The organism is Streptomyces sp. NPDC034085 (genome assembly GCF_055575555.1).
Genome location: NZ_JBVISL010000017.1, coordinates 1 through 23,346, shown reverse-complemented (window position 1 = coordinate 23,346; position 23,346 = coordinate 1). Strand labels below are relative to the sequence as shown.

Annotated in this window: 26 protein-coding genes and 1 pseudogene; 19 read left to right on the top strand and 8 right to left on the bottom strand. The window is 74.6% G+C overall.

Annotation, left to right across the window (positions count from 1 at the left end; all coding sequences use genetic code 11):
• Positions 1-66: 66 nt before the first annotated feature.
• Positions 67-495, bottom strand: coding sequence for an ATP-binding protein (locus ACZ501_RS33810; protein WP_468800420.1), 429 nt, complete (start codon positions 493-495; stop codon positions 67-69).
• 729 nt (positions 496-1,224) lie between these two features.
• Complete coding sequence (locus ACZ501_RS33805; protein WP_361610942.1) at positions 1,225-2,586, bottom strand: protein phosphatase 2C domain-containing protein; 1,362 nt, start codon at positions 2,584-2,586, stop codon at positions 1,225-1,227.
• Positions 2,587-2,924: 338 nt separating this feature from the next.
• Between ACZ501_RS33805 and ACZ501_RS33800 the strand changes: the two genes are divergently transcribed.
• Both ACZ501_RS33800 and ACZ501_RS33795 read left to right on the top strand, forming a co-directional pair.
• Positions 2,925-3,884 carry a helix-turn-helix domain-containing protein gene (locus ACZ501_RS33800; RefSeq protein WP_468800417.1) on the top strand — a complete coding sequence of 320 codons (960 nt, stop codon included), beginning with the start codon at positions 2,925-2,927 and terminating at the stop codon, positions 3,882-3,884.
• A 24-nt stretch (positions 3,885-3,908) separates the two neighbouring features.
• Positions 3,909-4,394: a DUF456 domain-containing protein gene (locus ACZ501_RS33795; protein ID WP_361610945.1), complete on the top strand. Its 486-nt coding sequence runs from the start codon at positions 3,909-3,911 to the stop codon at positions 4,392-4,394.
• A 556-nt stretch (positions 4,395-4,950) separates the two neighbouring features.
• On the opposite strand, the gene rsgA is transcribed toward ACZ501_RS33795, so the two are convergent.
• The gene (gene rsgA / locus ACZ501_RS33790; protein WP_468800415.1) at positions 4,951-6,048 is read right to left on the bottom strand and encodes a ribosome small subunit-dependent GTPase A; all 1,098 of its coding nucleotides are present in this window, start codon (positions 6,046-6,048) and stop codon (positions 4,951-4,953) included.
• Positions 6,049-6,395: 347 nt separating this feature from the next.
• Between rsgA and ACZ501_RS33785 the strand changes: the two genes are divergently transcribed.
• Positions 6,396-6,794 carry a VOC family protein gene (locus ACZ501_RS33785; RefSeq protein WP_361609255.1) on the top strand — a complete coding sequence of 133 codons (399 nt, stop codon included), beginning with the start codon at positions 6,396-6,398 and terminating at the stop codon, positions 6,792-6,794.
• Here ACZ501_RS33785 and ACZ501_RS33780 read toward each other — a convergent pair.
• Both ACZ501_RS33780 and ACZ501_RS33775 read right to left on the bottom strand, forming a co-directional pair.
• Positions 6,728-7,459 carry a helix-turn-helix transcriptional regulator gene (locus tag ACZ501_RS33780; RefSeq protein WP_468800413.1) on the bottom strand — a complete coding sequence of 244 codons (732 nt, stop codon included), beginning with the start codon at positions 7,457-7,459 and terminating at the stop codon, positions 6,728-6,730. The two genes, ACZ501_RS33785 and ACZ501_RS33780, sit on opposite strands and share 67 nt — an antisense overlap.
• Before the next feature lie 27 nt (positions 7,460-7,486).
• Positions 7,487-8,611, bottom strand: coding sequence for a YihY/virulence factor BrkB family protein (locus ACZ501_RS33775; protein WP_361609251.1), 1,125 nt, complete (start codon positions 8,609-8,611; stop codon positions 7,487-7,489).
• A gap of 17 nt (positions 8,612-8,628) precedes the next feature.
• Between ACZ501_RS33775 and ACZ501_RS33770 the strand changes: the two genes are divergently transcribed.
• From ACZ501_RS33770 to ACZ501_RS33760, 3 genes are all read left to right on the top strand, one after another.
• Positions 8,629-10,272, top strand: coding sequence for an isovaleryl-CoA dehydrogenase (locus ACZ501_RS33770; protein ID WP_468800411.1), 1,644 nt, complete (start codon positions 8,629-8,631; stop codon positions 10,270-10,272).
• A 393-nt stretch (positions 10,273-10,665) separates the two neighbouring features.
• Positions 10,666-11,931 carry a GAF domain-containing protein gene (locus ACZ501_RS33765; protein ID WP_361609259.1) on the top strand — a complete coding sequence of 422 codons (1,266 nt, stop codon included), beginning with the start codon at positions 10,666-10,668 and terminating at the stop codon, positions 11,929-11,931.
• A 5-nt stretch (positions 11,932-11,936) separates the two neighbouring features.
• The gene (locus ACZ501_RS33760; protein WP_361609247.1) at positions 11,937-12,500 is read left to right on the top strand and encodes a GNAT family N-acetyltransferase; all 564 of its coding nucleotides are present in this window, start codon (positions 11,937-11,939) and stop codon (positions 12,498-12,500) included.
• A 45-nt stretch (positions 12,501-12,545) separates the two neighbouring features.
• On the opposite strand, the gene ACZ501_RS33755 is transcribed toward ACZ501_RS33760, so the two are convergent.
• Genes ACZ501_RS33755 through ACZ501_RS33745 form a run of 3 tightly spaced genes read right to left on the bottom strand, consistent with a single transcriptional unit; the run spans position 12,546 to position 14,220 of the window.
• Positions 12,546-12,899 (bottom strand): Asp23/Gls24 family envelope stress response protein, encoded by a 354-nt coding sequence (locus tag ACZ501_RS33755; protein WP_468800409.1) that lies wholly within the window; start codon positions 12,897-12,899, stop codon positions 12,546-12,548.
• Positions 12,896-13,576 (bottom strand): hypothetical protein, encoded by a 681-nt coding sequence (locus tag ACZ501_RS33750; RefSeq protein WP_468800407.1) that lies wholly within the window; start codon positions 13,574-13,576, stop codon positions 12,896-12,898. The genes ACZ501_RS33755 and ACZ501_RS33750 overlap by 4 nt, the downstream gene beginning before the upstream one ends.
• A complete protein-coding gene (locus ACZ501_RS33745) occupies positions 13,567-14,220 on the bottom strand; it encodes an RNA polymerase sigma factor (RefSeq protein ID WP_361609241.1) in 654 nt (217 codons plus the stop codon). Before ACZ501_RS33745 ends, ACZ501_RS33750 begins: the two co-directional genes overlap by 10 nt.
• Positions 14,221-14,390: 170 nt before the next feature.
• Here ACZ501_RS33745 and ACZ501_RS33740 point away from each other — a divergent pair, with 170 nt between their 5' ends.
• The 13 genes and pseudogenes from ACZ501_RS33740 to ACZ501_RS33680 all read left to right on the top strand — a co-directional run.
• Entirely contained in the window at positions 14,391-14,894 is a 504-nt protein-coding gene (locus ACZ501_RS33740; protein ID WP_468800405.1) for an Asp23/Gls24 family envelope stress response protein, read from the top strand.
• Between the two features lie 66 nt (positions 14,895-14,960).
• The gene (locus ACZ501_RS33735; RefSeq protein WP_361609237.1) at positions 14,961-15,140 is read left to right on the top strand and encodes a hypothetical protein; all 180 of its coding nucleotides are present in this window, start codon (positions 14,961-14,963) and stop codon (positions 15,138-15,140) included.
• Entirely contained in the window at positions 15,137-15,553 is a 417-nt protein-coding gene (locus ACZ501_RS33730) for an Asp23/Gls24 family envelope stress response protein (RefSeq protein WP_468800403.1), read from the top strand. The genes ACZ501_RS33735 and ACZ501_RS33730 overlap by 4 nt, the downstream gene beginning before the upstream one ends.
• A 35-nt stretch (positions 15,554-15,588) precedes the next feature.
• Entirely contained in the window at positions 15,589-16,254 is a 666-nt protein-coding gene (locus tag ACZ501_RS33725) for a DUF6286 domain-containing protein (protein WP_468800401.1), read from the top strand.
• Positions 16,255-16,300: 46 nt separating this feature from the next.
• Positions 16,301-16,906 (top strand): alkaline shock response membrane anchor protein AmaP, encoded by a 606-nt coding sequence (locus tag ACZ501_RS33720; protein ID WP_468800399.1) that lies wholly within the window; start codon positions 16,301-16,303, stop codon positions 16,904-16,906.
• Positions 16,907-17,139: 233 nt separating this feature from the next.
• Complete coding sequence (locus ACZ501_RS33715) at positions 17,140-17,223, top strand: putative leader peptide (RefSeq protein WP_312847410.1); 84 nt, start codon at positions 17,140-17,142, stop codon at positions 17,221-17,223.
• Positions 17,224-17,443: 220 nt separating this feature from the next.
• The gene (locus tag ACZ501_RS33710) at positions 17,444-19,150 is read left to right on the top strand and encodes a nitrite/sulfite reductase (protein ID WP_468800397.1); all 1,707 of its coding nucleotides are present in this window, start codon (positions 17,444-17,446) and stop codon (positions 19,148-19,150) included.
• A complete protein-coding gene (locus ACZ501_RS33705) occupies positions 19,147-19,326 on the top strand; it encodes a hypothetical protein (protein WP_125815005.1) in 180 nt (59 codons plus the stop codon). The genes ACZ501_RS33710 and ACZ501_RS33705 overlap by 4 nt, the downstream gene beginning before the upstream one ends.
• Positions 19,323-20,021, top strand: coding sequence for a phosphoadenylyl-sulfate reductase (locus ACZ501_RS33700; protein ID WP_468800395.1), 699 nt, complete (start codon positions 19,323-19,325; stop codon positions 20,019-20,021). Before ACZ501_RS33705 ends, ACZ501_RS33700 begins: the two co-directional genes overlap by 4 nt.
• Positions 20,022-20,056: 35 nt before the next feature.
• On the top strand, positions 20,057-20,602 hold the full coding sequence (gene cysC, locus ACZ501_RS33695) for an adenylyl-sulfate kinase (protein WP_468800499.1): 546 nt from the start codon (positions 20,057-20,059) through the stop codon (positions 20,600-20,602).
• Positions 20,599-21,540, top strand: coding sequence for a sulfate adenylyltransferase subunit CysD (cysD, locus tag ACZ501_RS33690; RefSeq protein WP_468800393.1), 942 nt, complete (start codon positions 20,599-20,601; stop codon positions 21,538-21,540). Before cysC ends, cysD begins: the two co-directional genes overlap by 4 nt.
• Before the next feature lie 2 nt (positions 21,541-21,542).
• The gene (locus tag ACZ501_RS33685) at positions 21,543-22,874 is read left to right on the top strand and encodes a sulfate adenylyltransferase subunit 1 (RefSeq protein WP_468800391.1); all 1,332 of its coding nucleotides are present in this window, start codon (positions 21,543-21,545) and stop codon (positions 22,872-22,874) included.
• Positions 22,875-23,089: 215 nt separating this feature from the next.
• A pseudogene (locus ACZ501_RS33680) lies at positions 23,090-23,346 on the top strand (sulfate ABC transporter substrate-binding protein); the annotation flags it as partial.

Here is a 23,346-nt window from a genome sequence, read left to right as displayed (position 1 = left end):
CGGTTGGTCGGACAGGACCGCGCGCGTGGCGGGGGGTTGCCCCTCGGGCGCCCCGCCGCCGCGCGCTCAGGCCGGACCGGCCGCTCCCAGCTCGAACCAGACCACCTTGCCGCGCCCCCTCGTGAGGGCGTCCACGCCCCAGGCGTCGGCGAGCGCCTGCACCAGGACCAGCCCCCGTCCGTGCGTACCGTCGTCGGCGGACGGTACGTGCGGCCGGGGCAGGCGTGCGGCGTGGTCGCGGACCTCGACCCGGAGCCGGCCGGCCCGGACGGTCGCGGACACCTCGGCGCCCTGCTCGGTGTGGACCAGGGCGTTGGTCACCACCTCCGTCACCAGCAGCTCGGCCACGTCGGCCGTCTCGCCCCGGCAGCGGTGGCGCAGCAGTTCCCGCAGGGCCCGGCGGACCTCGCCCACCGCCTTCAGATCCGCCCGGCGCACACTGCGCGCCATCCCGGCCGGGTCGTGCTCCCCGGCCGCCGACGGCTCCCGCGCCACCGGCCGCTCGGCCCTCCATGTCTTCCCGGTCTTCGCCCCCACCCGCACGGCGACATACCTCCCCGTATTGCGCTGCCCGTGGTCTCGAACAGGTCTACGGAATGCATGCCCCCGGCGACAGTCCGCACTCCTTCGGGCCCCGGGGCCCGGCGGGCGGCGGAGAACGAATCGAGCCATCCCGGGTCCGCCGCCCGTTCCGCGTCCAGCCCTGTGCGGCGGTCGGACGGTGCGAATCCGGTCACCGCTCCGGCGCCGGCCTCCGATGGAAGCGCCGGCGCGCCGGGACCGGTCACCCCGCCCGCCCGAGCAGGCCCCTCGTGCCGCACCACCCGGTGAACTGCAGTGGTCCTTCGCCGCACACCCCCCGGGCGCCCGCCGCACGGGCGAGGGCGGTCACGCCGGGGCCGCGGTTCGTCGTTCCGCACGGAGCGAGGCCGGAAACCGGCACTCCCCGCCCGGCCGTTTCCCCCGGGGAGTGGGAGAAGAGGCCCACTTTGACGGGCGGGCCGTACTGCACCAGGGTGAGGCAATCTCCCCTCGGCAGCCGGAAACCGCCGCTTCGCGACGTCACGCCCCTTGACGGCGCAGGCCGTTCAGGTGCGCGCCATGTGCCGTTCGGGGAACGATAGCGCGCCGTCCAGAGGTTGCACATGCCCGCAGCGTGCGTGAACACCCCACCGCTGTGCGGGAGTTCGGAGACCCGACCGGGTACGGACGCGAGCCTCGCGGTCACGCCTCCCAGACCGCGGCCGCCGTCCGGTCGTCGGCGTACCCCTTGAGGCGGAGCTGGGTGTCGGCGAGGAAGGCCGCCAGGCCCGGCGGGTCCCCCTGCGACCAGCGGGAGGCCAGCTCGGCCGGGAGCAGGCTCTCCTCCCGCATCGGGTCCGCCAGGCCGCCGGAGCACAGCAGCAGGGTGTCACCCGGCCGGGCCACGGAGGCCCGGAACCGGAAGCCGGCGGCCGGCCCGGTGTCTTCCTCCAGGTCCTGCCAGCGGCCCCCGCGGAGCCGGAAGACCCCGCCCGCGCCCGCGCCGAAGCAGATCCGGTGGGGGCACCGCGGGTCCAGGGGCAGCAGGAGCCCGCGCAGCCCGGCCGTATAGGCCTCCTCGGCGAGCCCGAGCTCGGCGGCGCGGGCCCGCAGCCGCCCGTAGCCCCGGTCGGTGAGCCGCTGGAGCCCCGACAGCAGGGCCTCGCGCCGGCCCGCCCGGACGTCCTCGGCCAGCCGCTCCCGGCTGCGCCCGACGGCCGCCGCGACCAGGTGGCCCAGCTCGGCGGCGGCCTCGCGGGCGCCGGGGGCGGCCCGGTCACCGCCGGCCAGCACCACCAGCACCAGGGCCTCGTCACCGCTGCCGAAGCGGGCGGTGAGCAGGAAGTCCCGCCGGGCCTCGCCCCGGAAGCGGGCCGAGTCCCCGCGCAGGGAGGCGGCGCGCAGGGTGTACGTGGCGTAGCGGGCCCCCTCCAGGACGGTGTCGGGGGTCAGGAAGTCGAGCGCGGCCGGGTCGGCGGCGGGCAGCGCCCCAGGCTCGGCGGCGTACGTGGGGGCCCGGTCGCCGAGGTGCCGTACCGCGGGCCGCTCGCCCGCGCGCGGCGGGGCAGGGTCCGGCTCGTGTCCGGGCGCGGGCGCGGGCGGCACGGCTACGTCCCCCTGGGCGTACCCGGTCTCCCCGGACACCCGGGGATCCGCCGGACGCGCCACCCCGCCCGGCGCCCCGGCCCCCGACCGCTGCGCGGGCACCAGCGGCGCCGCGGGCGGCACCGGCGGCCCCTGCGGGGGCGGCACGGGCGCCGGCGGCTCGGGCGGCCTCCCGGTCGCCACCGCCGGGCGGAATCCCGGTGGCGGGGTGGGCGGCGGCGCCTGCGGAGGGGGCGGCCCGGCCAGGGGTGCGCCCGCCCCGGGATCGGGCTCCTCCGACGCCGCCGGAGGCTCCCGGCGGGGGGCCGGCAGCGGCGGCCCGGCCGGAGCCGGGCCGGTCACCAGGACCGACGCCGAGCGGAACCGCTGGTCCAGGGTGTCCCCCGGGTCAGCGCCGGGCCCCGCGTCCGGGTCTCCGTACAGCTTCTGCCACCAGTCCTCCGCGCCCTGCTGACTCATGCCCCCATTCTGGGCGCGACCGGGCGACGGAAAACCCCGAATGCACGAAAAGGGCCCCCCGGTCCCCCGCCCGGGGATCCCCGCGCACCTCTTCCGTACGGACGGCCGGACATCGCACGGGGACCCGACCGGAGTTGCCCGCAACGGCCGCCGGACTCCCTGTCCGCGCACGGCGGGACGCACCGCCCTCCCCGTATGAAACCGGCCATCCGGCCGGTAAACGACCCATACCGGCGTCGCCTTGGCGCAGGGGCGGGGAATGCGGCGAAGATGACCGCGGCGGGTTCGCGCCGTGGCCGCTTCCCGCCGGGCACGGCTCTGGGAGTGGGGTGGACGGGTTGCTGGGAGCGATAGGCCTGGACGAGGGTCAGGAATCGGCGTACCGCGCGCTGGTGGCACTGGGGGCGGCGGAGGTGCCCGACCTGGCACACCGGCTGGCGCTGCCGGTGCCGCAGACGGAACGTACCCTGCGGCACCTGGAACGCCACGGGCTCGCGGCCCGTTCCCCGGCGGGCCCGGGCCGCTGGGTGGCGGCGCCGCCGGGAGTCGCCCTCGCGGCCCTGCTGAGCCGGCAGCGGCACGAGCTGGAGCAGGCCGAGCTGGCGGCCGCGCTGCTGACACAGGAGTACCGGGCGGAGGCGGCCGAACCGGCGGTGCACGACCTGGTGGAGGTGGTGACGGGCGCCGGCGCCGTGGCGCACCGCTTCCACCAGCTCCGGCTGGGTGCGTCCGAGGAGGTCTGCACGCTGCTCACCGGGCGGCCCGGGCACGACGCCGGGGAACGGGTCGCCGTACGCGGCGTCGACCACCGGGTGGTCATCGAGCGGGAGGTGCTCGCCCTGCCCGCCGGGATCCGCGAGGCCTCCAGCGCGCTCGCGCGCGGCGAACGGATCCGGGTGACGGCGGCGGTCCCCACCCGGCTGGTCATCGCGGACCGCACCCTCGCCATGGTCCCGCTGACGGCGCCCGGCGCCGAACCGGCGGCCCTGGTGGTACACACGTCGGGGCTGCTCGAGTCGCTGCGGGGGCTCTTCGAGGCGGTGTGGCGCGAGTCCCTCCCCCTCCGCCTGGGCGTGACGGGCCACCCGGAGGAGGGCGACGGCGGACCCGACCCCACCGACCTGGAGGTGCTCTCCCTCCTGCTGGCCGGGATGACGGACGCGAGCGTGGCCAAACACCTGGAGCTGGGCCTGCGCACGGTCCAGCGCCGCGTGAAGGGGCTGATGGAGCTGGCCGGCGTGACGACCCGGCTCCAGCTGGGCTGGCACGCGTACGAACGGGGCTGGGTGGCCCGATAGCCGGGGGTCGGTCACGCTGGGCGCATGGATCTGCCGCAGCTGCTCCTGGTGGGGCTGGTGCTGCTGCTCGGGATCCTGGGCGTGCTGGTCCCGGGCGCGCCGGGAGCCTGGCTGGTGTGGGCGGCCGTGCTGTGGTGGGCCCTGCACGAGCGGGCCGCGGGCGCCTGGGCGCTCCTCGTCGGGTCGACGGCCCTGCTGCTGGTGGTGCAGGCGGTGAAGTGGCAGCTGCCGCCGAGACGGCTGCGCGGCCTGGGGGTCCCCCGCCGGATGGCGGTGTACGCCGGCACGGGCGCGCTGGCCGGCTTCGTACTGCTGCCGGTGGTGGGGGCCGTACCGGGGTTCGTGGGCGGCATCTACCTGTGCGAGCGCCTCCGCCTGGGCACGCACGGGGCGGCGTGGGCGTCGGCCCGAAGGGTGATGCGGGCGGTGGGGACGAGCGTGCTGGTGGAGCTGTTCGCGTGCCTGTTGGTTACGGCGGCGTGGCTCGCCACGATCCTGACGGGGCCCTGACCCCGCCCTCCCCCGCGCCTCAAACGCCGGCGAGGCTGAAGAACCTGGGGCTCCGCCCCAGACCCCGCGCCTCAAACGCCGGCGAGGCTGCATCTGCCAACGCCGGTCATACGCCTGCGGACCGTTTCCCGGGGGCCAGCCCCCGGACCCCCGCGCCTCAAACGCCGGCGAGGCTGGATTGTGCCGGCCAGGGCGAGTCAGGCGCGCGAGGCGGGGGCGAGGGACTCACCGGAGGGTCACGCGGACACTCAACGGAGGGGGCGGGGGCGGGGTGGGGTGTCGTCCGGGACTAAAACGAGATGAATTCGGCGCGCGGTACCGCCCGTCAGGCACATCCGGAACAGGCGCCGAACATCGAAGCCCGTCCCGGACGACACCCCACCCCGCCCCCGACCCCGGCCCACAACACCCCGCCCCCAGCACCCGCCCAACGGGCCAACCCCGGCCCACCGAAACACCGGCAAGCCACACCCCGCCCAACGGTGGCAACACCCACCCCACACCCCGCCCGGCCAGGGCAGAGGCGAACCCCACCTCCGCCCGGCCAGGGCAAGGGTCAGGCCCGACCGCCCCGCTTCGCCGCGTAGTTCGCGCGGCCTACCGCCGACTTCATGCGCCAGTCCCGCCGGATCTCCGCCCGGAGCCTGGCGTCCGTCTTCGCCACGATCCGCTGGTTCTCCCGCAGCAGCTTGCGGTAGCTCTCCAGGCGCCGCTCCGCCAGCGCGCCCTCCGCCACCGCCTCCCGCACCGCGCACCCCGGCTCCGCCTCGTGCGCGCAGTCGTGGAAGCGGCACTGCTCGGCGTACTCCTCGATCTCCGAGAACACCTGCCCCACCCCCGCCTCCGCGTCGAAGAGGCCCACGCCGCGCAGCCCCGGGGTGTCGATCAGGACGCCCCCGCCCGGCAGGGCGAGCAGGTTGCGCGTGGTGGTGGTGTGGCGGCCCTTGCCGTCGACCTCACGGATCTCCCGCACGTCCATGACGTCCGCGCCGAGCAGCGCGTTCGCCAGCGTGGACTTGCCGACGCCGGAGGTCCCGAGCAGCACGCTCGTACCGTCGGCGACGACCGCGGCGAGCACGTCGGTGCCCTCCCCGGTGTGGGAGGAGACGGTGAGCACCTGCACGCCCGGCGCGGTGGTCTCCACGTCCTGGACCAGGTAGGCGAGGGCGGCCGGGTCGGGGACGAGGTCGGCCTTGGTGAGGACGACCAGCGGCTGCGCTCCCGACTCCCACGCCAGCGCGAGGAACCGCTCGATCCGGCCGAGGTCGAGCTCGACGGCGAGCGGGACCGCGATGATCGCGTGGTCGACGTTGGCGGCGAGGATCTGCCCCTCGGAGCGCTGCGAGGAGGTGGACCGCACGAAGGCGGTGCGGCGCGGCAGGTACGCCTTCACGTAGCGCGGGTTCCCGGTCGCCTCGACGGCGGCCCAGTCGCCCGTGCAGATGACCCGGAGCGGGTCGTGGGGGGTGACGAACGCGGTGTCGGCGCGGACCACGCCGTCCTCGGTCATGACGTCGCACTGGCCGCGGTCGACCCGGACCACGCGGCCGGGGAGGAGGCCCTGGGCGGCGTACGGGGCGAATGCGGCGGCCCATGCCTCGTCCCACCCGAAAGAGGACAGGGAGGACTGCGACGGTGAAGAAGAGAGAGTCAAGGGGAACCCTTCACGGGTGGCCCCGGCAGCGCCCGCTCGGCGGCGGTGCGAAGTGGTGTGAGGTCAGCCGGAGACCACGGGGGCGGAAACGATGATGAACTCCTGAATGCGGGCAACACCCGTCACCGTGACAGTCATCAATGTCCTCACCTCCTGTTTCCGGTCCTGCTTCTCGACGTGCCAACGCGGCTGCCCCGCAAGGCGGTCGGCGCCGCGCTGCGTGACTTCCGGAACGATAACCCGCTCCCGGCTCCGGCACCAACGAATTGTTCGCCCGGCCCGTGCGCCGCCCCGGCATGTCCGTTTCGTTCAAGACCGCCGGCTGTTCGCCTGCCTAGCCTGCGGTCATGACTCCACGACTCGACATGATCGGCCTGGTCGTCTCCGACATGGCCGCCTCGCTCGCCTTCTACCGCCGGCTCGGCCTGGACGTCCCGGCCGACGCCGATGACCGGCCCCACGTCGAGACCGCCCTGCCGGGAGGGTTGCGCGTCGCGTGGGACACGGAGGAGACCGTCCGCTCCTTCGACCCCTCCTGGACCCGGCCGACGGGCGGCCAGCGCCGGGAACTCGCCTTCGCGTGCGGGTCCCCCGCCGAGGTGGACGCGCTGTACGCGGAGCTGACCGGCGCCGGGTACGAGGGGCACCTGGAGCCCTGGGACGCCTTCTGGGGCCAGCGCTACGCGGTGGTGCTCGACCCGGACGGCTGCGGGGTCTCGCTCTTCGCCCCCACCGAGGCCGCGTAGGCCCCCATCGTGGTCCCGGCCAGGGCGCGCACCTCGCGGGCCAGGTGGGCCTGGTCGGCGTACCCGGCGGCGCAGGCCACCTCGGCCTGCGGCAGCCCGCGCCGGGCCAGGGCCAGGGCCCGCTGGAGGCGCAGCACCCGGCCCAGGGTGCGGGGGCCGTACCCGAAGGCGTCGAGGGAGCGCCGGTGCAGCTGGCGTTCCCCGAGGCCGACGGCCCGGGCGATCGCGGCCACCGGCTGCCCCGCCCGGAGCCGGGCCGCCACCTCGGCGGGGAGCGGGTCGGGCGGGCCGGCGGCGGCGAGGCGGGCCCGGGCCAGCGCTTCGAGGGCCGCGCACGGGTCCTCGTGGGCGGCCGTGCGCTCGGTGAGGCGGCGTACCTCGGGGCCGGGCCACAGGGCGGCCAGCTCCACCCGCCGGTCGCGCAGTTCACAGGCCGGTACGCCGAGCAGCGCGGGCGCGGTGCCGGGGGCCAGGCGCAGCCCGGCGAAGGCCCGGCCGGGGACCTCGCCCGCGGGGTGCGGGCCGGTGTCGGGGCCGGCGACCAGCAGCCGGCCGCCGGTCCACAGCAGGTCCATGCACCCGTCGGGCAGCACCACCGAGCCGGGTCCCCGGGCCCGCCACACCACGGCCCCGGCGACGGCCCGGGACGGCGCTTCCTCGTACACACCGCCACCGTAGGCCGCCACCGCCGGTCAGTGCTTGCGCAGGCGGGAGGTGTAGTCGTCGGGCGGCAGGAACTTCGACCAGCGCTCGGGGAACTCCGACGGCATCCCGGCGTCCTCGTCGTCCTCGGACTCCCCCTCGGCGAGGGCCCGCCAGGCGGCGGCGCGGGCGACCAGCCGGGCGGCCTCGGCCTCGCGGACCCGTTCGTTGGCCTCGCGCGCGGCCGCCGTGGCCACCGAGGGCCAGACCCGGTCGATGGCGGCGTTGACGGCGGCCCCCACGAGCACCGCGAAGGCGGAGATGCCGATCCACAGCAGGATCGCGACGGGCGCGGCCAGGGAGCCGTAGATGGTGGGCCCCTCCACGGTGTTGGTCAGGTAGATCCGCAGCAGGAACGAGCCGAGCACCCACATGGCGAGCGCGACCAGCGCGCCCGGCACGTCCTCGATCCACGGGGAGCGGACGGGGACGGAGACGTGGTACAGGGTGGTCAGGAAGGCGATGGAGAGCAGGGTGACCACCGGCCAGTAGAGGACCGCGATCACCTCCGTGCTCCAGGGCACCAGGCGGACGACGGCGTCGGGCCCGACGACCATCAGCGGCAGCACGATCGCGCCGATCAGCAGGGCGATGACGTAGAGGAGGAAGGCGAGCAGCCGGGTCTTGACGATGCCCCGGTGTCCGTCGAGGCCGTACATGACGGTGATGGTGTCGATGAAGACGTTGACGGCGCGGGAGCCCGACCACAGCGCGAAGGCGAAGCCGAGGGAGATCAGGTCGGGGCGGCCCCGGCTGGTGACGTCGTCGAGCATGGGTCTGGCGATCTCGTTGACGCCCCGGTCGGACAGGACGGTGCCGACCGCGCGCAGGATGTTCTCCTCGATGCTGGCCACGGACTGGGTGTTGGTCCAGCCGTCGACGTAGCCGAGGAGGCCGAGCAGGCCGAGGAAGAGCGGCGGCAGGGAGAGGAGGGTGAAGAAGGCCGCCTCGGCCGCGAGCCCGAGGATCCGGTACTCGATGCACGAGTTGACGGTGTCCTTGAGGAGCAGCCAGCCCATCTTGCGCTTGGAGACGTTGCGGTAGAGGGCGCGGGCCCGGTGGAGCCGTCCCGGGTGTTCCGGGATCCCCTCGGGTGTTTCTTTTGCTGGCTGCACGTCCTTACGGTATCGGCATGGCAGCCACCACCCACACAGTCAGCAACCAGGCCCCGCCGCTCGCGGGCCACGAGGTGTACCTCGGCGACCGGGCCCTCACCGAGGGCGTGGAGCGGCATCTGGCCGACGCGGCCCCCGAACTGCGGGAGGAGGTGCGGGAGGAGCTCACGGCGATCGGGCGTGCGGCCGGTTCGGCGCAGGCCCAGGAGTGGGGCCGGCAGGCGAACGAGAATCCGCCGGTGCTGCGGACGCACGACCGGTACGGGAACCGGATCGACGAGGTGGAGTTCCACCCGGCCTGGCACCGGCTGCTCGGGCAGGCGGTGGGTTCGGGGCTGACCGACGCCTGGGGGCGCCCGGCCGGGCACCTGCGCCGCGCGGCGGGCTTCTTCCTGTGGTCGCAGGCCGAGTCGGGGCACGGCTGCCCCGTCTCGATGACGCATGCGGCCGTGCCGGCGCTGCGGGCGGATCCGGAGCTGGCCGCGGAGTGGGAGCCGCGGCTGACCTCCCACGTGTACGAGGAGGGGCTGCGGCCGGCCGGGCAGAAGGCCGGGGTGCTCTTCGGGATGGGGATGACGGAGAAGCAGGGGGGCAGCGACGTACGGGCGAACACGACGGCTGCGGTGCCCCTCGACGCCTCCGGGGAGTACCTGCTGACGGGGCACAAGTGGTTCTGTTCGGCGCCGATGTCGGACGGCTTCCTGGTACTGGCGCAGGCGCCCGGAGGGCTGAGCTGCTTCCTGGTGCCGAGGGTGCTGCCGGACGGGACGCGGAACGCGTTCGCGATCCAGCGGCTGAAGGACAAGCTGGGCAACAAGTCGAACGCGTCGGGTGAGATCGAGTTCGACGGGACGTGGGCGCGGCGCGTGGGCGAGGAGGGCCGGGGGGTGCGGACCATCATCGAGATGGTCGCGGCGACCCGGCTGGACTGTGTGATCGGCTCCGCGTCCCTGATGCGGCAGGCCCTGACGCAGGCCGTCCACCACGCGGAGCACCGCTCTGCTTTCGGAGCGCCGCTCATCGACCAGCCGCTGATGCGCAACGTCCTCGCCGACCTCGCCCTTGAGTCGGAGGCGGCCACGGCCCTGACACTGCGCCTGGCGGCCGCGTACGACGCCGGGACCGAGCAGGAGCGGGCCTTCCTGCGCCTGGCGGTGCCCGCCGCGAAGTACTGGGTGACCAAGCGGTGTACGCCGATGGTGGCGGAGGCCCTGGAGTGCCTGGGGGGCAACGGCTACGTCGAGGAGTCCGGGCTGCCGAGGCTGCTGCGCGAATCCCCGGTGAACTCCATCTGGGAGGGCTCGGGCAACGTCCAGTCCCTGGACGTGCTGCGCGCGCTCCAGCGGGAGCCGCAGGCGCTGAACGCGTTCCTCCAGGAGGTCGGGCTGGCCCGGGGCGCCGACCACCGGCTGGACGCGGCGGTCAAGGACCTGCTGACGGAGCTGGCCGACCTCGAGGGCATCGAGGCGCGGGCCCGCCGGGTGGTGGAGCGGATGGCCCTGGTCCTGCAGGGCTCGCTGCTGGTGCGGTGGGCCCCGCCGGAGGTGGCGGACGCGTTCTGCGCGTCCCGGCTCGGCGGCGACCGGGGGTCGGCCTTCGGGACGCTGCCGCACACCCTGGACCTGGCCGCGGTGGTGGCACGGGCGCGGATCACGGGCTGACGGCGGTCCCCAAACCACCGTGCTCCCTGGCCGCGGTGGTCCCCAAACCACTACGGCCGCCGGAGCGCTCAGCGCCGGATCCGAGCCCGTGGAGGTGGGACCCGGGGTGGCGCCGCGCCGACTCGGCACCACCCCTGGTCCATGAGCCCCGAGGAAGGAGCTGTCACGCCGCTCGGCGGCGTGCCGATAGTTTCGGTCGGGTGACCGGAGGTTGGCGAGGGTTGCATACCGTTGCAACCCTGCATTCCTTCGGTGCGGAAACCGCCGGCCGCACGTGCCCGGGGAAGGGGCGCGCGCGGCGGGGCGGGTCGCGCAGTACGTCCTGTTCAGCACGGGGAGGTTCCGGTGGCCAACACCGCAGGCAGCGCGGTCGACGTGGCGCGCATCTCGGCCATGGACGCGCGGGAGGCGACGCGCCTGCTCAAGGGGGTACGGGCCGCCGCGCTGGCCGGGGACCGCCCGCCGGCCGCCCCCCGGCCGGAGATCGCCGCGTCCTGGCGGCGGATGCTCGCCGGCGGGGTGCACCCCGACCGGGACGCCCGCTCGCGGATGCTGTCCGCCGCCGAGACGGAGGAGCGGCGGCAGGTCTCGCCGCTGCGGGAGATCCTCCCGGTGCTGCGCGAGGGGCTGCTGCCCGCGCTGGACGAGGCCCTGCACATCATGGTCGTCGCCGACGCGGACGGGCGGCTGCTGTGGCGGGAGGGGCACCGGTCGATCCTGCGCAAGGCGGACCGGCTGGGCTTCGCGGTGGGGGCCGACTGGGACGAGGCCGTGGTCGGCACGAACGGGGTGGGCACCGCCCTGGTGGCCCGTCGCCCCGTCCAGGTGTTCTCGGCGGAGCACTTCGTCTCCAGCCACCACGACTGGACCTGCGCCGGGGCGCCCGTGCACGACCCGCGGGACGGCCGGCTGCTGGGCGTGATCGACGTCAGCGGGCCGCTGGACACCATGCACCCGGCGACCCTGGCCTGGGTGAGCTCCGTCGCCCGGCTCGCCGAGCGGGAGCTGCGGGTGCGGCACCTGGAGTCCCTGGAGCGGCTGCGGGCGGTGGCGGCCCCGCTGCTGGCCCGGCTGCCCGGGCGGGCCCTGGCCGTGGACCCGCTCGGCTGGACGGCGGCGGTGACGGGGCTGGCCCCCGCCGACCGGGTCGCCCTGCCGAAGGGGCTGGGTCCCGGCCCGGTGTGGGTCCCGCAGCTGGGCGACTGCGTTGCTGAGCCGCTGCCCGGGGGCTGGCTGCTGCGGCTGGCCGAGCCGCGCGCCGGCGCCCCGGCGGTGAGCCGGGTGGTGCTGGACCTGAGCCGGCCCCGGTGCTGGTCGGCGACGGTGTACGGGGCCGCCGGGAGCTGGTCCCAGGAGCTGAGCCCGCGCCACGCGGAGCTGCTGTTCCTGCTGGCGGAGAGCCCGCGCGGGCGGACGGCGGCGGAGCTGGCCGCCGAGCTGTTCGGGGACCCGACGCGCACGGTGACGGTCCGCGCCGAGCTGTCCCGGGTGCGGCGGCACCTGGCGGGGGTGCTGACGCACCGGCCGTACCGCTTCGCGGAGGACGTGGAGGTCGAGCTGGTCCGCCCGGCGGACCCGGGCCGGCTGCTGCCCCATTCCACCGCCCCCGCGGTGGTCCGGGCCCGCCTGGGCCTCGGCGGGGCGGCCGTGATTCCCTGAACGGCATGAGCACCATCACCCTCACCACCTGGTCCCTCGAGATGACCTCGGCGTCGGACCTCGTCCCCGCGGCGGTACCGGGCCCGGAGATCACCATCGCCCGCGCCGAGGTTCCGTCGCCCGAGTTCAGCCGCTTCCTGTACGCCTCGGTGGGCGGGGACATCCACTGGACGGACCGGCTGTCGCTGACCCGCGCGGAGTGGGTGGCGCTGCTGGACCGGCCGGGCGTGGAGACGTGGGTGGCGTACGACCGGGGCACCCCGGCCGGGTACGTGGAGCTGGACCCGCAGCCCGACGGTGTGGTGGAGATCATGTACTTCGGGCTCCTGCCGGACTTCCGGGGCCGGCGCATCGGCGGGCACCTGCTGACCTTCGGCACGGCCCGCGCCTGGGACCTCGCGTCCCGCTGGCCGGACCGCGAGCCGACGCGCCGGGTGTGGGTGCACACCTGCAGCCAGGACGGGCCGACGGCGATGGACAACTACCAGCGGCGCGGCTTCAAGGTCTTCAAGACGGAAACGGAACCCAAGGAGGAGACCCCCACCCCGGGCCCCTGGCCGGGCGCGTGAGCCTGCCCGGGCCGCTGGGCGAAGGGCGGGCAGGGGGCGGGGCGGCTACACGGTGCCGGTGACCGTGACCAGGACGGTGAGCGGCGCGGTCGCGTCGTGCTGGGCCAGCCACGCGGTGACCGCACTCCCCACGCGCTCCCGCACCTGCCGGGCGATGTCGACCGCCCGCCGGTCAGCCCGCAGCACGCAGCGCACCTCGACGTGCCAGCCGCCTTCCGTGGTGTGGGCGGCGCGGATGCCCCCCGCCGGTGCCCACGCGGCGGCGGCCGCTGCCGCGGGCCGCGGGGCCGAGAGGGCCAGCCGCTCCGCGAGCGAGGGCTGGAGCGCAGCCACGCCCGGCACGTCGAGGGCCGCCCGGGCCGCGATGCGGTGGACCTCCTCGCGGTGGGCGGCGGTCATCGCGGGCTCGGTTCGGCCCGCCGGCGCCCCGGCACGCGGGGAAGGTCCAGCACGGCGTCGATCTCGAGGTCCACGGCGGCGACGGCGAGGCCGAGGACGTGGTCGGCCGCCTGGAGGACGGCCTGGCGCACCCGCTCGGCCCGCTCCCGCAGCGGCTGGTCGACCGCGACCGCGAGCGTGAGGGTGACGAGGTGGGCGGCGCGGTCCTCCCGAAGGGGCGTGAGGCGGCAGCTGGCGGCGCGGGCCCCGGGGACGGTGTCGGCGGCCCGGCGCAGGGCCTTGGCGGCGGCGCTCTCGGCGATGCGCAGGCCGCGGCCGGGGTCGTCCAGCAGCAGCACGGCACCGAGCCGCACCTCGGTACGGACCGCTTCGATCACGCGGTCGGCGAGGCCGGGGGCGGGGGGCCGTTCCTCGGCCCGCAGCGCCCGGGTGGCCCGGTCCAGGGCCGCGAGCCCTTCGACGGCCTCCCGGCAGTAGGGGCAGCGGGCGGTGTGCGGGTCCAGCGCGCCGAGCGGGTCGCGGGCCTGCTGCCAGGCGCGGCCCAGGGGGCGTCCGCAGGGCAGCGGTTCCGCCCGGGCGGGGTCGCCGGGGCTCCGGGGCGGGGCGGCCTTCGCGGCGGGGGCGTCCACGGCCCCGCGCGCGCGGCGGGAAAGGGGGTGCGGGTCGTCTAGCGCCATGGGCGCATCGCCTCCGTCAGAGCGCGTCGTGCGCGGAAGAGCCTGCCGCGTACCGTTTGTTCGCTGCTGCCCGTCACGTGGGCGATCTCGCTGTAGTGCAGGCCGTGCAGTTCCCGCAGGACCCAGCACACGCGCAGCTCGGGGCGCAGTTCCAGGAGGGCCCGCGCCAGGGCCGCGCTCGCCGCGTCCGACTCCGCCACCCGGGGCGGTGAGCTGTCGGCGTCCGCGGCGACGGGTTCGGGGACGGTGTCCAGCGGCAGGGGGCGGGGCCGGTGGCGCAGGGCGTTGAGGCAGCGGTTCGTGACGATGCGGTACATCCAGGTACCGAACGAGGCGCCGTGGCGGAATTCCGGCAGCCGCCGCCAGGCGCTGAGGAAGGCCTCCTGTACGGCGTCCTCGGCATCGGCCCGGTTCCCGAGCAGGTGCTGGGCGAGGGCGAACAGGCGGCTGCTGTGCCGGCGGACCAGGACGCCGAAGGCGTCTTCGTCCCCTTCGGCGGCCCGCACGGCCAGCACGGTGTCGTCCAGGTCCCCGGGATCGGGGGAGCCACCGCCGCCTGTCAGGGGGCGGGCGGGGAGCCGCGGGGCCGCCGGGAACGGCTGTCCGGCGCCGCGCGGGGGCGGGGGTCTGGTCCGGTTGCGCATCCGCCGCTCGCTTTCTTCCGGAGACGGTCGCCGCGGCCCGCGTACGCACCCTTCGATCGTAGGCGGTGACCGTCGGGACGGCCGCGTGAGGAAAGTCCCGGGGAGGTGTCCAACGGGTGAGGGCACCGCACCGGTGCCCCGACGGACACACCACCCCTGGGGAGGTCCCCATGTCGGACATCGTCAACCCCGCCGAGGAGGCGAGGGCTCCCACGAGCCGCACCACCGCCGCCGGACGCCCTGCGGGACGGTCCCTGAAGGGCGACACCGGCGCGGGGACGGCGCCGGAGACGCGGGGCCAGACCACCATCTCCGACAGCGTGGTCGAGAAGATCGCGGGGATGGCCGCCCGCGAGGTGCCGGGCATCCACAGCCTCGGCTCCGGCATGGCCCGCACGCTCGGGGCCGTGTCGGACAAGGTCGGCGGACGTTCCAGCCTGTCGCGCGGCGTGAAGGTCGAGGTCGGCGAAGTGCAGGCCGCCATCGACCTCGACGTGGTCACGGAGTACGGCGTTCCCATCCTGGACGTCGCCGCCGACGTCCGCACCGGGGTCATCACGGCCGTGGAGCGGATGACGGGCCTGGAGGTCGTCGAAGTGAACATCACCGTCGACGACGTCCACCTCCCCGACGAGGAAGAGGACGAGGACGACGGCGAGGGCCGCGTGCAGTGACCCCGCGGCTCGCCCCGGCCCCGCGCCGCCCGGCACGAGAGAACGACGAGAAGACAGGTGAGTGACATGAGCGCAGCAACCTCCGGCATGTTCGCCGGCATCGCCCTGGGCTTCGCCGCATTCTTCGGCGGTTTCTGGGCGTTCCTGCTCGTGGCGTTCCTGGGCCTGCTCGGCCTGGTGCTCGGCCGCATGCTGCAGGGTGACCTGGAGGTCTCCGACTTCGTCCGGCCCAAGGACCGGCGGTGACCACCCCGGCCGCCCCTGCCCCGCCCGGGGATCCCGCGGGGACGGCGCCGGCGGACCGGCCGGCCGTACCGGCGGCCGAGCGCGGCGCCACGGTGATCCCGGACAAGGTGGTGGCGCGCATCGCGGTCCGCGCGGCGCGGGAGGCCTTGGCCGCGTATGCCGCGCCGAGCCCCTCGGCCCGGGCCGGGTCGGCCGCTCCGCAGGCCTCCGTCGCGGTCGGCGGCGGCGCGGCGCGGCTGGCGCTGACGGTGGACCTGCCCTACCCGGCGGACCTCGCCCGGGTCTCGCGCCAGGTGCGGGACCACGTCCGTGAGCGGGTGGCCCTGCTGACCGGGATGCGCGTCACCGAAGTGACCCTCGTCATCGAGCACCTGCTTCCCTCCGGCGGGCTGGAGTCCCGCCGTGTGCGGTGAGCGGGACGGCAGAGCCTCCGGGAAGGAGAGCCGGCATGAACCAGGCAGAAGACCCCCCTACGGAGAGGGAGCCGGTCCCCGCACCCGACGAGGTCACCTCCCGCACGGTGGAGCAGTCCACCCGGCCGCCACCCCCGGACGGCCCGCGGTCCGGCGTCACCCACCGCGGGAAGCGCCCGTGGTCGGCGCGCCGGATACCCGCCGCGCTGACGGCCCTGGTCATCGCCGCCGCGGCCGGGTTCCTCCTCTTCGACGTGGTGCGGGTCCGCACCGGCCGGCCCGCCTCCGCCTGGCGCGTGCGCCTGGCCGACGAGCTGGCCACCCGTTCCGTCGACGACGTCTGGGTGCGGGTGGGCGCCGCGGTCCTCGCCGTCCTCGGCCTGTGGCTGCTCGTCCTGGCGCTCACGCCGGGGCTGCGCCGACGGCTGCCCCTGCGGTCCCCCGACGAGCGGCTGCGGGCGGTGCTGGACCGTGACGCCGCGGTCCTGCTGCTGCGGGACGCGGCCATGCGGGTCCCCGGTGTCAGCGGCGCCAGGATCCGCATGGGCCGGCGACGCGTGAAGGTGCGCGCCGACGCGCGTTTCCGCGCCCCGGCCGACGTCAGGGCCGACCTGACGGCCGCGCTGCGCGAGGAGATCGACCGGCTGGCCCTCGCCCGCCCGCCGTCGCTCGCCGTGCGGACGCGGGCCCGCCCGAAGTGACGGCGCCGGCGCCATCCGGCGAGCCGAGAGACAGGAATCGGATCCCATGAAGAGCAAATCCCCGGTCAACCGGGTCCTGCTGGCCCTGACGGGCGTCGTCCTGCTCGGCTGCGGGCTCCTCGTTCTGGCGGGCGGCTTCGACCTGTACCGGCGGTGGCACGTGACACCGCCCGACGGCTGGCCCCTGACCACTTCCCGCGACGTCCCGCTGGAAGCCGGCGACCGCACCCGCTGGACGGACGAAGGGTGGTGGTGGCCGGCGGTCATCGCCGTCCTGGCCGTCGTCCTCCTGCTCGCCCTGTGGTGGCTGGTGGCGCAGTTGCGCCGCACGCACCCCGGCCACGTCTCCGTCGGGGACGACCCCGCCGTGGACGGTGTGGAACTGCGGGAGCAGGCCCTCGGCGACGCCCTGGCCGCCGACGCCGGGCGGCAGCCCGGCGTCCGGAAGGCCCGGGCGCGGCTGGACGGCTCCCCAGGCCACCCGGAGGCCCATCTCGACCTCACCCTCGCCCCCGGAAGCGAGCCCGGCGCCGTCCTCCAGGAGCTCTGCGACGGCCCGCTGGCACGCGCCCGCCGGGCCACGGGCAGGACCCGCCTCGCCGCGACGGCGGAGCTCGGAGTCACCCCGCACAAGGCGCGCCGGGTCGAATAGGTGCCGCGCGGCCGTCGGCGGCGGAGGCGGTGGAGGCGTTCCCGAGCGCGGCTCCAGGCGGTCCGGGCAGCCGGGTGTGCGGGCCGGAAAGCGCCCGTAAGCTCCCGCCCCGGCCCCGCCCGTCCGCCCCGGGCCGCGTGACCCGGGTCACGCGGTCCCACGATCCGGGACGACTTCGTCCGGATCGTGGACAGTAGTGGACTCCTCCAATCGGCACATGACACGCTTCGGCCATGAATGGAGCTGGAATTGCCTTGGTGAGTCGGCGGCACGTCGACCTCGGCCGCATGTCCAGCGCCATCTGTCCGGCGCGCTGACGGAACCAGCAACCGCCGCACATCGCCGCAGTCCCCGCCGCCGCGGACGCGTCGATCACCCGCAAGCCCCCTGAGGCCGAACGCCGCCCCCTGCCTGTCGGCAACCCCGACACACGGGCGGCCGTCGGCCACACCTGCTCAGAGACTCCAGTGTGACAGGGGCGCGCCGCCGCTCCCCCCTGCCTCCACCTCGAGCCGTTGAAGAAGGACGTACCCAGCCATGGCCGCCACCCCTGAAACGCCCGCAGCCGCCCCAGCAGCCGCAGCGCGCCGCAAGACCGGCCGTCACCGCGGCGAGGGCCAGTGGGCCGTCGGACACCACACGCCCCTCAACGGCAACGAGCAGTTCAAGAAGGACGACGACGGTCTCAACGTGCGGACGCGCATTGAGACGATCTACTCCAAGACGGGCTTCGACTCGATCGACCCCAACGACCTGCGCGGCCGCATGCGCTGGTGGGGCCTCTACACCCAGCGCAAGCCCGGGATCGACGGCGGCAAGACCGCGATCCTGGAGCCGGAGGAGCTGGACGACAAGTACTTCATGCTGCGCGTGCGCATCGACGGCGGCCGGCTGACCACCGAGCAGCTGCGCGTCATCGGCGAGATCAGCGAGGAGTTCGCGCGCGGCACCGCCGACCTCACCGACCGCCAGAACGTGCAGTACCACTGGATCCGGATCGAGGACGTCCCGGAGATCTGGCGGCGCCTGGAGGCCGTCGGCCTCTCGACCACCGAGGCCTGCGGTGACACGCCCCGCGTCATCCTCGGTTCGCCCGTCGCGGGCATCGCCCGGGACGAGATCATCGACGGCACCCCCGCCATCGAGGAGATCCACCGCCGCATCGTCGGCAACCCGGACTTCTCCAACCTGCCCCGCAAGTTCAAGTCCGCGGTCTCCGGCTCGCCGCTCCTCGACGTGGCGCACGAGATCAACGACGTCGCCTTCGTCGGCGTGAACCACCCCGAACACGGCCCCGGCTTCGACGTCTGGGTCGGCGGCGGCCTCTCCACCAACCCGAAGCTGGGCGTCCGCCTGGGCACCTGGGTCTCCCTGGACGAGGTCCCCGACGTCTACGAGGGCGTCATCTCGGTCTTCCGCGACTACGGCTACCGCCGGCTGCGCACCCGCGCCCGCCTGAAGTTCCTCGTCGCCGACTGGGGCGCGGCCAAGTTCCGTCAGGTGCTGGAGGACGAGTACCTCAACCGCAAGCTGACCGACGGCCCCGCGCCCGAGCAGCCCAGCGGCCAGTGGCGCGACCACGTCGGCGTCCACCAGCAGCAGGACGGCAGGTTCTACGTCGGCTTCGCGCCCCGCGTCGGCCGCGTGGACGGCGCCACGCTGACCAAGATCGCGGACGTCGCCGAGCAGCACGGCTCCGGCCGGCTGCGCACGACCGCCGAGCAGAAGATGATCGTCCTCGACATCGAGGCCGATCAGGTCGACTCCGTCGTCGAGGCGCTGGAGGCGCTGGACCTGCGGGTCAAGCCGTCGCCGTTCCGCCGCGGCACGATGGCCTGCACCGGCATCGAGTTCTGCAAGCTGGCCATCGTCGAGACGAAGGCGCGCGGCGCCTCGCTGATCGAGGAGCTGGAGCGCCGCCTGCCGGACTTCGCCGAGCCGCTCACCATCAACATCAACGGCTGCCCGAACGCGTGCGCCCGTATCCAGGTGGCGGACATCGGTCTCAAGGGCCAGCTGGTCCTGGACGACGACGGCAACCAGGTGGAGGGCTACCAGGTCCACCTGGGCGGCGCCCTCGGCCTGGAGGCCGGCTTCGGCCGCAAGGTCCGCGGCCTCAAGGTCACCTCGGCCGGTCTGCCCGACTACGTCGAGCGGGTCGTCACGCGCTTCGAGGAGCAGCGCGAGGACGGCGAGCGCTTCGCCGCCTGGGTCGGCCGTGCGAAGGACGAGGACCTCTCGTGAGCGAGCGCGCCGCACCGTTCTACTGCCCGTACTGCGGCGACGAGGACCTGTTTCCCCACGAGACGGGTCACGGCGCCTGGGAATGCAGGGCCTGCAACCGAGCCTTCCAGCTGAAGTACCTCGGGCTGCTGGCCCGGGGCGTTCAGTCGAACACCGCTGGAGGGGACGAGATATGACCACCACTCAAGACGTGAGTCTCAAGGCGCTGGCCGAGCAGGCGGGCCGGGACCTGGAGGACGCCTCCGCGCTGGAGATCCTCACCTGGGCGGCCGAGACGTTCGGCAAGAGGTTCTGCGTGACCTCCTCCATGGAGGACGCGGTCGTCGCCCACCTGGCGTCCCGCGCCTTCCCCGGTGTGGACGTGGTGTTCCTCGACACGGGCTACCACTTCGAGGAGACGATCGGCACCCGTGACGCGGTCGAGGCCGTGATGGACGTCAACGTCATCACCCTCACCCCCCGGCAGACGGTGGCCGAGCAGGACGCGGAGTACGGCCCGGGGCTGCACGACCGGGATCCGGACCTGTGCTGCGCGCTGCGGAAGGTCAAGCCGCTGGAAGAGGGGTTGACCGCGTACGACGCGTGGGCGACGGGGCTGCGCCGTGACGAGTCCCCGACGCGGGCGAACACGCCGGTGGTCGGCTGGGACGAGAGGCGGCGGAAGGTGAAGGTCTCGCCGATCGCCCGCTGGAGCCAGGACGACGTGGACGCCTACGTCGCGGAGCACGGTGTGCTCACCAACCCGCTGCTGATGGACGGCTACGCCTCGGTGGGCTGCGCTCCGTGCACCCGGCGGGTGGCGGAGGGCGAGGACGCCCGGGCCGGCCGGTGGGCGGGGCGGGGCAAGACCGAGTGCGGACTGCACGGCTGATGACGACGAGCGAAGAACGTACGGAGACGAAGCAGATGAGCGTGAGCGACCAGGGCGCCACGGTGTGGCTGACCGGGCTGCCGAGCGCGGGCAAGACCACCATCGCGTACGCGCTGGCCGAGCGGCTGCGCGGCGAGGGCCACCGGGTGGAGGTCCTCGACGGGGACGAGATCCGCGAGTTCCTCTCCGCCGGCCTGGGTTTCAGCCGTGAGGACCGGCACACGAACGTGCAGCGGATCGGCTTCGTCGCCGAGCTGCTGGCGAGCAACGGCGTCAAGGCGCTGGTGCCGGTGATCGCGCCGTTCGCGGACAGCCGTGAGGCGGTCCGCGAGCGGCACGCGGCCACCGGGTCGCACTACCTGGAGGTGCATGTGGCCACTCCGGTCGAGGTGTGCTCCGAGCGGGACGTCAAGGGCCTGTACGCCAAGCAGGCCGCGGGCGAGATCTCCGGTCTGACCGGCGTCGACGACCCGTACGAGGCACCGGAATCCCCGGACCTCCGTATCGAGTCGCACACCCAGACCGTGCAGGAGTCGGCCTCGGCCCTGCACGCGCTGCTCACCGAGAGGGGTCTGGCATGACCACCGCCGCGCACCTGCACACCGACTCGGGCTCCGACGCGCCCTACGCGCTGTCGCACCTCGACGCCCTCGAATCCGAGGCGGTGCACATCTTCCGCGAGGTGGCGGGCGAGTTCGAGAAGCCGGTGATCCTGTTCTCCGGCGGCAAGGACTCCATCGTCATGCTGCACCTGGCGCTGAAGGCGTTCGCCCCCGCCCCGGTGCCGTTCACGCTGCTGCACGTCGACACCGGCCACAACTTCCCCGAGGTCCTCGCCTACCGCGACCGCACCGTCGAGGAGCACGGCCTGCGCCTGCACGTGGCCTCCGTCCAGGAGTACATCGACGCCGGCAAGCTCCGTGAGCGTCCCGACGGTGTCCGCAACCCGCTCCAGACCGTCCCGCTGACCGAGGCGATCCAGAGCCGCAGGTTCGACGCCGTCTTCGGCGGCGGCCGCCGCGACGAGGAGAAGGCCCGCGCCAAGGAGCGCGTGTTCTCCCTGCGTGACGAGTTCTCCCAGTGGGACCCCCGCCGCCAGCGCCCCGAGCTGTGGCAGCTCTACAACGGCCGCCACGCCCCCGGCGAGCACGTGCGCGTCTTCCCGCTCTCCAACTGGACCGAGCTGGACGTGTGGCAGTACATCGCCCGCGAGGGCATCGAACTGCCCGAGATCTACTTCGCCCACGAGCGGGAGGTCTTCCAGCGCAATGGCATGTGGCTGACGGCCGGCGAGTGGGGCGGCCCGAAGGACACCGAGCCGGTGCAGAAGCGGCTGGTCCGCTACCGCACCGTCGGCGACATGTCCTGCACCGGCGCCGTCGACTCCGACGCCACCACGCTCGATGACGTGATCGCCGAGATCGCCGTCTCCCGCCTCACCGAGCGGGGCGCGACCCGCGCCGACGACAAGCTGTCCGAGGCCGCGATGGAAGACCGCAAGCGCGAAGGGTACTTCTAGACATGACGACCACCACCGAGCAGCTCAGCACCACCACGCTGCTGCGCTTCGCCACCGCGGGTTCCGTGGACGACGGCAAGTCCACCCTGGTGGGCCGCCTGCTGCACGACTCCAAGTCGGTCCTGACCGACCAGATGGAGGCCGTGGAGCGGGTCTCCGCCGACCGCGGCCAGGAGGCCCCCGACCTCGCCCTCCTCACCGACGGCCTGCGCGCCGAGCGCGAGCAGGGCATCACCATCGACGTCGCCTACCGCTACTTCGCGACCGCGCGGCGCCGGTTCATCCTCGCGGACACCCCCGGGCACGTGCAGTACACCCGGAACATGGTCACCGGCGCCTCCACCGCCGACCTGGCCGTGGTCCTCGTCGACGCCCGCAACGGCGTCATCGAGCAGACCCGCCGCCACGCCGCCGTCGCCGCCCTCCTGCGCGTCCCCCACGTCGTCCTCGCCGTCAACAAGATGGACCTCGTCGGCTACCAGGAGCCGGTGTTCGCGAAGATCGCCGAGGAGTTCACCGCCTACGCCTCCGACCTGGGCGTCCCGGAGATCACCGCGATCCCGATCTCGGCCCTGGCCGGCGACAACGTCGTGGAGCCCTCGGCCAACATGGACTGGTACGGCGGTCCGACGGTGCTGGAGCACCTGGAGACCGTTCCGGTCAGCCACGACCTCACCGCCTGCCCGGCGCGTTTCCCGGTGCAGTACGTGATCCGCCCGCAGAGCGCCGAGCACCCCGACTACCGCGGCTACGCCGGCCAGATCGCCTCCGGCGTCCTGCGCGTCGGCGAAGCCGTCACCGTCCTGCCGTCCGGCCGCACCTCGGTCATCGAGGGCATCGACGCCCTCGGTGAGTCCGTGGACATCGCCTGGGCGCCGCAGTCGGTGACCCTGCGGCTCAAGGACGACATCGACATCTCGCGCGGCGACCTGATCGCGCCGGCCGCGAGCGCCCCGGCCACCACGCAGGACGTCGTCGCGACGGTCTGCCACGTGGCCGACCAGCCGCTGGCCGTGGGTGCGCGGGTGCTGCTCAAGCACACCACCCGCACGGTGAAGGCGATCGTCAAGGAGATCCCCTCCCGGCTGACGCTGGACGACCTGTCCCAGCACCCGAACCCCGGGCAGCTGGTGGCCAACGACATCGGCCTCGTCGTCGTGCGCACCGCCGAGCCGCTCGCGCTCGACGCGTACGCCGACTCGCGCCGCACCGGGTCCTTCCTGCTGATCGACCCGGCCGACGGCACCACCCTGGCGGCCGGCATGGCGGGCGAGTCCTTCGCCTCCAAGGCCGAGACCACCGTCCAGGCGGATGACGAAGGGTGGGACTTCTAGATCATGCTCGGCGACATCTACTCCACCTTCGCGAAGGAGGGCGGCCGCGTGGGCAGCGGCGCCCTCGGCAGCGGCCAGGGAGGGGTGGCGCGATGTGCGCGATGACGTACGCGCACCGCATGCGCGCCCTCACCCCCCACGAGCCGTACCCGCCCTCGCTCACCAGACGAAGACCTGCGCCGTAATCCCACGGCGCGTCGAGAGGAAGCCCTCCCGTGCCTGCCACCGGTTCCACCCGTAAGACCCTGCTGGCCGCCGCCGCCCTGCCGCTGCTGATCGGCGCCCTCGCCTCCTGCGGCTACGGGTCCCAGGCCGACAAGCCCGCCAACGGAGATGACAAGCCGGCCAACGCCGCCGCCGACGGCGGCCCGAAGCTCTCGGCCTCCGAGGTCCGGATCGGGTACTTCCCGAACCTCACCCACGCGACCGCCCTGGTCGGCCTCCAGGAAGGCCTGATCGAGAAGGAACTGAA

Coding starts and splice junctions, on each gene's coding strand:
- ACZ501_RS33805 (WP_361610942.1), bottom strand. CDS start 2,586: ATGAGTCAGCAGGGCGCGGAGGACTGGTGGCAGAAGCTGTACGGAGAC.
- ACZ501_RS33795 (WP_361610945.1), top strand. CDS start 3,909: ATGGATCTGCCGCAGCTGCTCCTGGTGGGGCTGGTGCTGCTGCTCGGG.
- ACZ501_RS33785 (WP_361609255.1), top strand. CDS start 6,396: ATGACTCCACGACTCGACATGATCGGCCTGGTCGTCTCCGACATGGCC.
- ACZ501_RS33770 (WP_468800411.1), top strand. CDS start 8,629: ATGGCAGCCACCACCCACACAGTCAGCAACCAGGCCCCGCCGCTCGCG.
- ACZ501_RS33765 (WP_361609259.1), top strand. CDS start 10,666: ATGGACGCGCGGGAGGCGACGCGCCTGCTCAAGGGGGTACGGGCCGCC.
- ACZ501_RS33760 (WP_361609247.1), top strand. CDS start 11,937: ATGAGCACCATCACCCTCACCACCTGGTCCCTCGAGATGACCTCGGCG.
- ACZ501_RS33755 (WP_468800409.1), bottom strand. CDS start 12,899: ATGACCGCCGCCCACCGCGAGGAGGTCCACCGCATCGCGGCCCGGGCG.
- ACZ501_RS33750 (WP_468800407.1), bottom strand. CDS start 13,576: ATGGCGCTAGACGACCCGCACCCCCTTTCCCGCCGCGCGCGCGGGGCC.
- ACZ501_RS33745 (WP_361609241.1), bottom strand. CDS start 14,220: ATGCGCAACCGGACCAGACCCCCGCCCCCGCGCGGCGCCGGACAGCCG.
- ACZ501_RS33740 (WP_468800405.1), top strand. CDS start 14,391: ATGTCGGACATCGTCAACCCCGCCGAGGAGGCGAGGGCTCCCACGAGC.
- ACZ501_RS33735 (WP_361609237.1), top strand. CDS start 14,961: ATGAGCGCAGCAACCTCCGGCATGTTCGCCGGCATCGCCCTGGGCTTC.
- ACZ501_RS33725 (WP_468800401.1), top strand. CDS start 15,589: ATGAACCAGGCAGAAGACCCCCCTACGGAGAGGGAGCCGGTCCCCGCA.
- ACZ501_RS33720 (WP_468800399.1), top strand. CDS start 16,301: ATGAAGAGCAAATCCCCGGTCAACCGGGTCCTGCTGGCCCTGACGGGC.
- ACZ501_RS33715 (WP_312847410.1), top strand. CDS start 17,140: ATGAATGGAGCTGGAATTGCCTTGGTGAGTCGGCGGCACGTCGACCTC.
- ACZ501_RS33710 (WP_468800397.1), top strand. CDS start 17,444: ATGGCCGCCACCCCTGAAACGCCCGCAGCCGCCCCAGCAGCCGCAGCG.
- ACZ501_RS33700 (WP_468800395.1), top strand. CDS start 19,323: ATGACCACCACTCAAGACGTGAGTCTCAAGGCGCTGGCCGAGCAGGCG.
- cysC (WP_468800499.1), top strand. CDS start 20,057: ATGAGCGTGAGCGACCAGGGCGCCACGGTGTGGCTGACCGGGCTGCCG.
- cysD (WP_468800393.1), top strand. CDS start 20,599: ATGACCACCGCCGCGCACCTGCACACCGACTCGGGCTCCGACGCGCCC.
- ACZ501_RS33685 (WP_468800391.1), top strand. CDS start 21,543: ATGACGACCACCACCGAGCAGCTCAGCACCACCACGCTGCTGCGCTTC.